The organism is Bacteroidales bacterium (genome assembly GCA_014860575.1).
Lineage (GTDB): Bacteria > Bacteroidota > Bacteroidia > Bacteroidales > JAAYJT01 > JAAYJT01.
This window is the reverse complement of sequence record JACZJK010000007.1, coordinates 1-8,813: the sequence shown is the minus strand read 5'-3', so window position 1 is coordinate 8,813 and position 8,813 is coordinate 1. Positions and strand designations below refer to the sequence as shown.

Annotated in this window: 8 protein-coding genes; 1 reads left to right on the top strand and 7 read right to left on the bottom strand. The window is 45.3% G+C overall.

What is annotated here, in order from left to right:
• The 7 genes from IH597_01600 to IH597_01570 all read right to left on the bottom strand — a co-directional run.
• Positions 1-1,246, bottom strand: a 1,246-nt coding sequence (locus IH597_01600; GenBank protein ID MBE0661134.1) for a catalase-peroxidase, incomplete at its 3' end; no start/stop codon positions are given.
• Between the two features lie 122 nt (positions 1,247-1,368).
• A complete protein-coding gene (locus tag IH597_01595; protein ID MBE0661133.1) occupies positions 1,369-1,797 on the bottom strand; it encodes a transcriptional repressor in 429 nt (142 codons plus the stop codon).
• A gap of 467 nt (positions 1,798-2,264) precedes the next feature.
• The gene (gene pcaF, locus IH597_01590) at positions 2,265-3,467 is read right to left on the bottom strand and encodes a 3-oxoadipyl-CoA thiolase (GenBank protein ID MBE0661132.1); all 1,203 of its coding nucleotides are present in this window, start codon (positions 3,465-3,467) and stop codon (positions 2,265-2,267) included.
• Positions 3,468-3,655: 188 nt separating this feature from the next.
• Positions 3,656-4,999 carry an aspartate aminotransferase family protein gene (locus tag IH597_01585; protein ID MBE0661131.1) on the bottom strand — a complete coding sequence of 448 codons (1,344 nt, stop codon included), beginning with the start codon at positions 4,997-4,999 and terminating at the stop codon, positions 3,656-3,658.
• A gap of 200 nt (positions 5,000-5,199) precedes the next feature.
• Positions 5,200-5,853, bottom strand: coding sequence for a CoA transferase subunit B (locus IH597_01580; protein MBE0661130.1), 654 nt, complete (start codon positions 5,851-5,853; stop codon positions 5,200-5,202).
• Positions 5,847-6,560: a 3-oxoacid CoA-transferase subunit A gene (locus IH597_01575; protein ID MBE0661129.1), complete on the bottom strand. Its 714-nt coding sequence runs from the start codon at positions 6,558-6,560 to the stop codon at positions 5,847-5,849. Before IH597_01575 ends, IH597_01580 begins: the two co-directional genes overlap by 7 nt.
• A 21-nt stretch (positions 6,561-6,581) precedes the next feature.
• On the bottom strand, positions 6,582-8,096 hold the full coding sequence (locus IH597_01570; protein ID MBE0661128.1) for a hypothetical protein: 1,515 nt from the start codon (positions 8,094-8,096) through the stop codon (positions 6,582-6,584).
• 405 nt (positions 8,097-8,501) lie between these two features.
• On the opposite strand from IH597_01570, the gene IH597_01565 reads away from it, so the two are divergent.
• Positions 8,502-8,813, top strand: a 312-nt coding sequence (locus IH597_01565) for an NAD-binding protein (GenBank protein MBE0661127.1), incomplete at its 3' end; no start/stop codon positions are given.

Here is an 8,813-nt window from a genome sequence, read left to right as displayed (position 1 = left end):
GTCCCATATCCCGGTGAGTCAACTTAAACCATGCGCGGGCAAAAGCATCTGAAAACTCAAGAGGATGTTCATAGAAACGTCTTGAAATTTTCTCATAAACGGGATCGAAACGCAAGGAAAGGTCTGTTGTACGCATCGTTGGCGCATGCTTTTTAGATGGGTCGTGGGCATCAGGCATGACCTTATCGGCATTTTTTGCTACCCACTGATGAGCACCCGCCGGGCTTTTTGTCAGTTCCCATTCGTATTTAAACAGGTTTTCAAAGAAGTAATAACTCCACTTGGCGGGAGTCTGTGTCCATGTAACTTCCAATCCGCTGGAGATTGTGTCGCCTCCTTTGCCTGAGCCAAACTTGCTTTTCCAACCCAGGCCTTGCTCCTCAATTCCGGCAGCTTCAGGTTCAGGGCCAACATTGGCTACATCTCCGGCTCCATGTGTCTTGCCAAAAGTATGCCCACCGGCACTAAGTGCTACGGTTTCTTCATCATTCATTGCCATACGGGCAAAGGTTTCACGAATATCTTTTGCTGCTGCAATCGGATCAGGATTCCCCTCGGGCCCTTCCGGGTTTACATAGATCAGCCCCATTTGCACAGCGGCCAGAGGATTGTCGAGGTCACGTTCACCGGAATATCGCTTATCACCTCCCAACCAGGTTGTTTCTTCACCCCAATTTACATCTTCTTCAGGCTCCCAAACATCCTCACGCCCACCGGCAAATCCAAAGGTTTTGAATCCCATTGATTCCAGCGCCACATTGCCTGCAAGGATCATAAGATCTGCCCAAGATATTTTGCAGCCATATTTCTGTTTAATGGGCCAGAGTAACCTGCGTGCTTTGTCGAGATTAACATTGTCAGGCGAACTGTTAAGTGGAGCAAAGCGCTGCTGCCCTGCACCTGCACCACCTCGTCCATCACCTACACGGTATGTTCCAGCACTATGCCATGCCATGCGGATAAAGAAAGGCCCGTAGTGTCCGAAATCTGCCGGCCACCAATCCTGTGAGTCAGTCATCAAAGCATGAAGGTCTTTTTTAACTGCTGCGAGATCAAGGCTTTTAAACTCGTCTGCATAGTTAAAATCATTTCCCATAGGATCTGACAAGGAAGAATGCTGGCGCAGGATGTTAAGTCTCAATTGATTTGGCCACCAATCTCTGTTTTTTGTACCACTGCTGCCAACAGCATGTTTGTGGGTTGCCCCGGTAACAGGGCATTTTCCATTGTTTGAATTGTTTTCCATTTGTTAGGTTTTTTGTTGATAGATGAATAATGTGTTCTGGCTATTTCATTTAATTATGATCCGATCCAATCGCCTTGATTCTCATGTGTAATGCCGCACAGCTACTCAAGATGCTCCACTCATCAATGGTTTTCGTTTGTAAATTCACCGATTATCTGCAACTTAACATCTTTAATAACAAAATTAGGTATCTGCTTATTTTCCAGGTAATTCATAATCAGATCCGAAAGTTCATCATTATAAAAATCTTCGATGCGCTCAGAATGTTCACAATACAGGTGATGGTGGTGAACCTTTATAGCGTCGTAACGCATTATATCACCCGCAGTTTTTACTTTTGAAATAATTCCATGACTGACAAAAGTTTCAAGAATCTTATAGATGGTGCCAGTGGCGATGTCGGGATTATGATTCCGGACAATTTCGCTGACCTGATCAGCAGAAGGATGGTTATGCAGGCTCCGCAATGCCTGTAAAACAGCAAGCCTTTGCGGTGTAACCTTGAGTCCTTTCGACTTTAACAACTCTCTTTCCTGATCGTTATGCGACATCCTTAACCTTAATAGTGAATTATTCCTATTTAAGAATCAACAAATATAAGAAAGAAAAGTTAGATGGTAAGTATGAAAAGCTAAAGTTTTTTTAATAAACAAAATTATATCTGCTTTCAATAGCGCGACTAAAACCTTTTTGCCCGTTGAACATTCAGAACATCGTTTAATCCTTGTGTATCCCCTACGGGGAATTAGAATTGATTCGGGATAATTTTGCTGCAATACTTTAACCGCTACACGGTATAATAGCAGCGTATCCTCTACAGCTATACTATATCCCTGCCTGCCGATTTACACGTCGGATGTGGAAAGGCATAGACTACGGCGAACCCGCTTTGCAGCGAGAAGAATTACGCGTAGCGGCTGCCTGAATTCACAAGCAGGCGTGGATAAAGCATTGTAGAATAATGGTTTGATTTTTTCAATAATTCCACGTAGTGAATTCAGAAAGGCTTATATGCTTGCTAAACCCTTTCGATCACCATTGAAATCCCCTGCCCCACTCCAATACACATGGTGCAAAGAGCTCTGTTAAGGTTGGCTTGTTGTAGCTGGTGGAAGGCTGTGGTTACAATGCGTGCCCCGCTCATACCAAGCGGATGGCCAATAGCGATGGCGCCGCCCCAGCGATTGATCCTTGGGTCATCATCTGCAAGTCCCAATGCACGGGTGCAACCGAGCGACTGAGCCGCAAAAGCTTCATTCAGTTCGATGATGTCCATCTGATCCAGCGACAAATTGAGGCGCTTCAGGAGTTTTTGCGTTGCCGGAACCGGGCCCATTCCCATAAGGCGGGGCAGAACACCTGCAACCGACATTCCGAGGATTCTGGCTTTTGGGCTAAGGTTATATTTTTTTACTGCAGCCTCGGAAGCAATAATGAGGACTGCCGCACCGTCATTTACCCCAGAAGCATTGCCTGCAGTGATGCTTCCATCACTTCTGGTAATAGGTTTTAGTTTCGAAAGCTTTTCGATTGAGGTTAGACGTGGGTGTTCATCCGTATTAACAATGATGGGATCACCTTTGCGCTGTGGGATCGCTACCGGAAAAATCTCCTGAGCAAACAAATTGTTGGTTTGAGCATAGTGTACCTTTTCCTGGCTCCACTGGGCAAACTTGTCCTGATCTTCACGGCTGATATTGAAATCTGTAGCAATATTTTCGGCGGTGTCAATCATGGCCTCGGTGCCATATTCTTTATCAAGCGCCTTATTGATAAAGCGCCAGCCGATGGTTGTATCGTAAAGCTTAACATTGCGCGAAAAGGCTTCGGAGGATTTATCCATAACAAATGGTGCCCGCGACATGCTTTCCACACCTCCGGCAATGATCAGGTCAGATTCTCCGGCTTTGATGGCGCGGGCTGAAGTACCAATGGCATCCATACCCGAACCGCATAACCTGTTGATGGTGACTCCGGGAATTGTTTCGGACATGCCAGCCAACAGCAGCGCCATTCGTGCCACATTGCGGTTATCTTCACCGGCCTGGTTCGCACAACCCAACATTACATCGTCAGCTTCGAGCCAGTTGATGCCGGGATTTCTTTCCATCAGCGCTTTGATGGTGATGGCTGCCAGATCATCGGGTCTTACTGAGGAAAGGCTACCACCGTAGCGGCCAACAGGAGTGCGGATTGCATCGCAAATGAATACTTCGGTCATTTCACTATTTGATTTTGGTTATTATTATGCAGCGAGTTGGTAATAAACTGTCCAAAAATTTGTATGGTTATTGTATTTTGTCATTATGATCCGCCGCCGCGCAGAAGAATCTAATTCACAGCCAAATAGAGATCCTTCACCTCGTTCAGGATGACAAGATTTGACCTTTTGAGCCAATCAATTTTGCCCTACTTTACCAGCGCATCAAGCTTCGGCTTAATAAACCTGAACACATTCAGCATTCCCTCACTCAACTTGTCTACTTCCTTTTGAGTCATAACTGTAGAGAACATACAGGCAAAAGTATTGATCATCATGATTTGTTCTTTATGATACATAAAATCAAGCATTTCATTGATCAAAGCCGATACCTCTTTGGGTTGGTAAGCTTCACGAAAGGTTTTTGGTGGTGTTTCCGTTAAATGTATACGAAACATGGAACCTGCCCCTGTGAGGGATACAGGCACATCAGCCAACTTAACGGCCTCCTCAATCTGCCGGATAGCAATCTGGGTCAAGGCATTAAGCTTTAGCACGGCATCACGATCGAAGAGTTCCATTGCCACCCGGCCTGCCGTAACAGTAACAGGGTTTGCCGAGAAAGTTCCTGAAAAAGGAAATAGCAACTTGCTTTCGCGGGGATCAAGCACCTTCATAATATCAGCGCGTCCACCAAAAGCGCCAACCGGAAAACCTCCACCAATAATTTTTCCCATGGCCGTCATATCTGGCTTCACAGAATAGCGTTCCTGTGCACCACCATAATTAACCCGGAAGGTTACTACTTCGTCAAAGATAAGAAGTGCATTGTTTTCGCGGGTCCAATTATAAATGGCTTCAATAAACTGTTCCGTACCTGGTAAAAGTCCAACACGGTGCGGAACAGGATCAATAATCACAGCTGCTATCTTATCGGCCTGGCGGTTTAGAATGGAAATAGTTCGTTCAATATCATTGTAAGGAAAGATGATCATATCATCCAGTACGCCTTGCGGAGTGCCATGTGCCAGCGGAACGCTGTTGGGTTGGTCAATATCGCCCCAGTTTGTTGGATTAGGCGCCTGGCTGATTTCTGCAAAATCATAGGTTCCATGGTATGCGCCTTCGGCTTTTGCAATTTTGGACCGGCCTGTAAAAGCCCTGGCAGCTTTCATCATGGCCATTACGGCTTCGGTTCCGGAGTTTGTAAACCGAACCTGTTCAAGACTTTCAACCCTGTGGCAAAGCAATTGTGCGAGCGCAACCTCTGCTTCAGTCGCCATGGTGTAGGCTGTACCTTTCTGAACCTGTTCAATCACAGCACTTACAATGGCGGGATGGGCATGACCATGGATCAGCGAAGCCATGTTATTGGCAAAGTCAAGACGCTGGATGCCATCAATATCGGTTACATAACAGCCACTGGCGTGGGCAGCATAAAAAGGATGGGGTTTATGAAAAACCGTGTTTCGGCTTACGCCTCCGGGAATAACTTCACAGGCTTGTTTATAAATTTCTTCAGCGCTGCGTTTTTCTGTGTCAGGAAGAGCCATTTGAGAGTTCATGAAGTTGTATTGAAAATTGATGATGTAAGTCAATTAGTTAATTGGTCAATTGGTTAAATGGTGGAGTATTGAAGTAATGGAGTAATGGAGTATTGATGTAATGGGGTTGTGAATGGTTAATTGGTATAATTAATAATTAGTCAAGTGGACTCCTCTTCTACTCTTCACACCTTCTCCTTGTCTTTAATCTAGTACTGAGTCAAACGTGCCTCTGTCCGATCCTGCAGGTAATCAAGGCTCACACCGGGAGCAAGTTCTCTAACAAAAAGCCCATTTGGTTTCACATCAATGATAGCCAGGTTAGAGTAAATGCGGTTAACAACAGCTTTACCGGTAAGCGGGTAAGTACACTTTTTTACAATTTTGGCTTCACCGGTTTTTGTATTGTGTTGCGTGATCACAAAAATATTTTTAACGCCCGCTACGAGATCCATTGCTCCGCCAACTGCCGGTATGGCTTTTGGTTCGCCGGTTGACCAGTTGGCAAGGTCACCTTCTTCCGAAACCTGCAGGGCACCCAAAACGCAATAATCAATATGTCCGCCGCGGATCATTGTAAAACTATCGGCATGATGGAAGAAACTGGCGCCGGGAATGGCAGTAACACACTTTTTCCCTGCATTGATGAGCTCAGGATCTATATTGCGGGGTTCAGGAATCGGGCCCATGCCCAACAAGCCATTTTCGGTATGGTAAATAACTTCGCGGCCATCGGGAACGTAACCAGCAACCAATTCTGGAATTCCGATTCCCAGGTTCACATAAGCGCCATCTGGAATATCGAAGGCAACTTTCTGCGCCACTTCATTCATTTCCCAGCCAATCTTTATATTTTCTACCATGGGTACCTCCGTTCTTCGGCTACAAGCGTTGATTCATCGGCGGGGCTCGTAATATGCACAACCCGTTGAACAAATATTCCGGGTGTGATCACAATTTCGGGATCAATGGCACCCAGATCTGCAATCTGTTTTGCCTGTACGATGGTGGTGTTTGCAGCGGTGCACATAATGGGACCGAAGTTACGGGCGGTTTTATTGTAGAGAAGGTTGCCGTATCTGTCGGCGGTTTTGCATTTCACCAGCGAAAAATCGGCCCTGATGCCATATTCCATCACATAGGTATGTCCGTTAAAAACTCGGGTTTCCTTGCCCTCAGCAAGCGGCGTGTTTACAGATGCAGGAGTAAAAAAGGCAGGAATGCCCGCGCCACCGGCCCTGATGCGTTCGGCCAGGGTTCCCTGTGGAACCAGCTCAAGTTCAATTTCGCCGTTTTGATATAATTCAGGAAAAACTTTTGAGTTCGCAGTTCTCGGGAAAGAGCAGATCATCTTTTTCACCTGGCGGTTCGCAATAAGGGCTGCAAGGCCAACATGGCCACTGCCCGTATTGTTGCTGACAACGGTAAGGTTTTTTGCACCTTGATCAATCAGTGCGTGAATGAGTTCAATGGGGCTTCCGGCCTCGCCAAACCCGCTGATCATCACTATTGCTCCGTCAAAAATATCAGCAACAGCTTCATTAACGGTTCCAACAATTTTATTAATCATGCCTGTTGATAGTTTCCGAACCTATTTTCTTCTGCCTGTCTGTATGGTATGATGCAGTTGATGTTCGATCTCAACAAGCTCATCTTCATAAAAGTGTTTATCAGAACCGTATGGTTTGAGATTGGCAATAGTGTTCTCTTTTTCATCGTAATGGGCGAGATACACCTGATCCATCCATTCCATATTGCGTGATTCATTGAACTTGAGTGCAAAGAGCTTCTCACCATTAAGTTCAACGGTTCCCAGCATAGAAATCTTACCTGCTGAAGAAGTCATTGTAATGTACCTTGAAGGGCGATTGATTGATGGCAGCGAGCGGTAAACCTTGCTGAAGACTTCATTAATCTTTGCCAGTGGCTGTGTGAAATAGTGATGTTCACCAGTTGGTCTCGCACAGTACATTGAATGGAACCCAACACCAAGCATGGCAAACAGATTGCCGAGGTCAATCCAGTTCTGGGCAGAGCGGTCAACATCCACTTCACCGTTTTCATCCTGGAAAAGGCTGATATGGTTCATTACCGGGCTTTGGCTTTTTACCGTTGCCCCGTGAGCTTTCAACCTACGAATAGCTGCAACCGTACTGGGGTTCATCAGCTCACGTGGTGTTGAGAAATGCGACATAAAAACAAGTTGGATGCCATGATCATACAACTTCCGGAAAAGCTTCAGCATGCCATTGTATGCCGGTGTTAGCAGATGTTCGGGGTGGAAAGTTAAAACGCGGGTTCCCAGGCGTATGGTTCTGATGTGGCTGAGTCCGGGGTCTTCAATAATGGGAGTAATGTATTCGGCAAAACGTTCTTCCCTGAGGTAACCTGCATCACCGCCGGTAATGAGAACATCGGTAACTTCCTTGTGGCGCTTCAGATATTCGTGAATCTGATGCACATCTTTTTGTATAAACATATCCTCGTCGCCACGCACCTGGGCATGGCGGAAACAATAATTACAGAATGCAAAACAGTTCTGGGTTTGAGCATCAAAAATGAGCTTGCATTGGGGATATTTGTGCTGGCTGCCTTCAACCACCTCCAGTTCACCATCCTCGTTGATGAATGTAGGTTTGTTAAGCTGCTGCTTGCCATCGTGCGGATTTGTTTCCTTCATATAATCCTTAACAATCCTTTCCTTTTCCTCTGTTGAAGTGGCGTTCATGTATGCTTTTGTGACATCGGCCCGCATCATGCCTGGTTGTGGGAAAACCAGTTGAAAAACAGAATCTTTAGTAAAATTTGCCCAGTTGATGGTGTTAAGAACGTGTTTGGTGGCCATGAAACGATACACGTTGATAAACAGTTCCCTTTCTTCGAGGTGGCCAATTTCGATGCCGTGATCGCTGAGAATTTTTACAATTTCTCTGAACCCTTCAATGCCGGAGTAATGTTTCTTGTCAATGAATAAAAATTCTGCTTGCTCCCTGAGCCCGGAGTGTTGTGGAAAAGCATAGTGCAGGCGGCTGAGAATACCGGCCGGTAATAAACCTTCTTCCCTGATGATCGCCCTGGTTTCTTCTGAATAATGAAAACGATGCATGATCTCTTCGATTTCGGCTTCGGTAAAAAGCACTTTGTTTTCCGTTGCTGTTAAGATGTCGTTCATTGAATTATATTTTATTGTTTTACAATTTTGATCACTGAAAACTGCCATCTGGTTTCGGGTACACGGCTATTAAAGCTAAAAATGCCTGCCTGTTGTACAAAATGATGGTGTATAAGTTGCGGATTTTATTGCCGGACTGATCAGTTTCCTGTAATTAAAGTTAATGATGATTTCCGTTTGCAAAAGTATAGATAAAAGCCCAAACGGTTAATGCTTTAGGCTTCCCGGTTTGTTATTTTCTTTTACACCTGGCGGACATTTCTGAATCTGGGTGATTTTTGGCCGGGGTGATATGTTTTGATATATCTTTGCGGCCAAAGAAAAACGGTTTATACTATAATGAATATTATCATAGCAGGCGATGGTGAGGTAGGCTTTCACCTGGCAAAACTATTGTCAGGTGAACATCACAACATTACCATTGTTGACCCGCACGAGGAATTGCTCAAGATGATTGAAAGCCATACTGACCTGATGGTGGTTACCGGCGATTCCACTTCCCTTCAAGTGCTTGAAAGTGCCAATGTAAAACGCACAGACCTGATCATTTCAGTTGTACACAATGAGCAAATCAACATACTGACCTGCATTTTGGGGAAAAAGTTAGGGGCTAAACGCAGCATTGCACGTATTCAGAATGCCGAGTACCTG

Bases quoted from the DNA above. Each gene is read 5' to 3' on its own strand.
- IH597_01580 (MBE0661130.1), bottom strand. From the start codon at position 5,853: ATGGTAGAAAATATAAAGATTGGCTGGGAAATGAATGAAGTGGCGCAG.
- IH597_01570 (MBE0661128.1), bottom strand. From the start codon at position 8,096: ATGCATCGTTTTCATTATTCAGAAGAAACCAGGGCGATCATCAGGGAA.
- IH597_01575 (MBE0661129.1), bottom strand. From the start codon at position 6,560: ATGATTAATAAAATTGTTGGAACCGTTAATGAAGCTGTTGCTGATATT.
- IH597_01595 (MBE0661133.1), bottom strand. From the start codon at position 1,797: ATGTCGCATAACGATCAGGAAAGAGAGTTGTTAAAGTCGAAAGGACTC.
- IH597_01585 (MBE0661131.1), bottom strand. From the start codon at position 4,999: ATGGCTCTTCCTGACACAGAAAAACGCAGCGCTGAAGAAATTTATAAA.
- pcaF (MBE0661132.1), bottom strand. From the start codon at position 3,467: ATGACCGAAGTATTCATTTGCGATGCAATCCGCACTCCTGTTGGCCGC.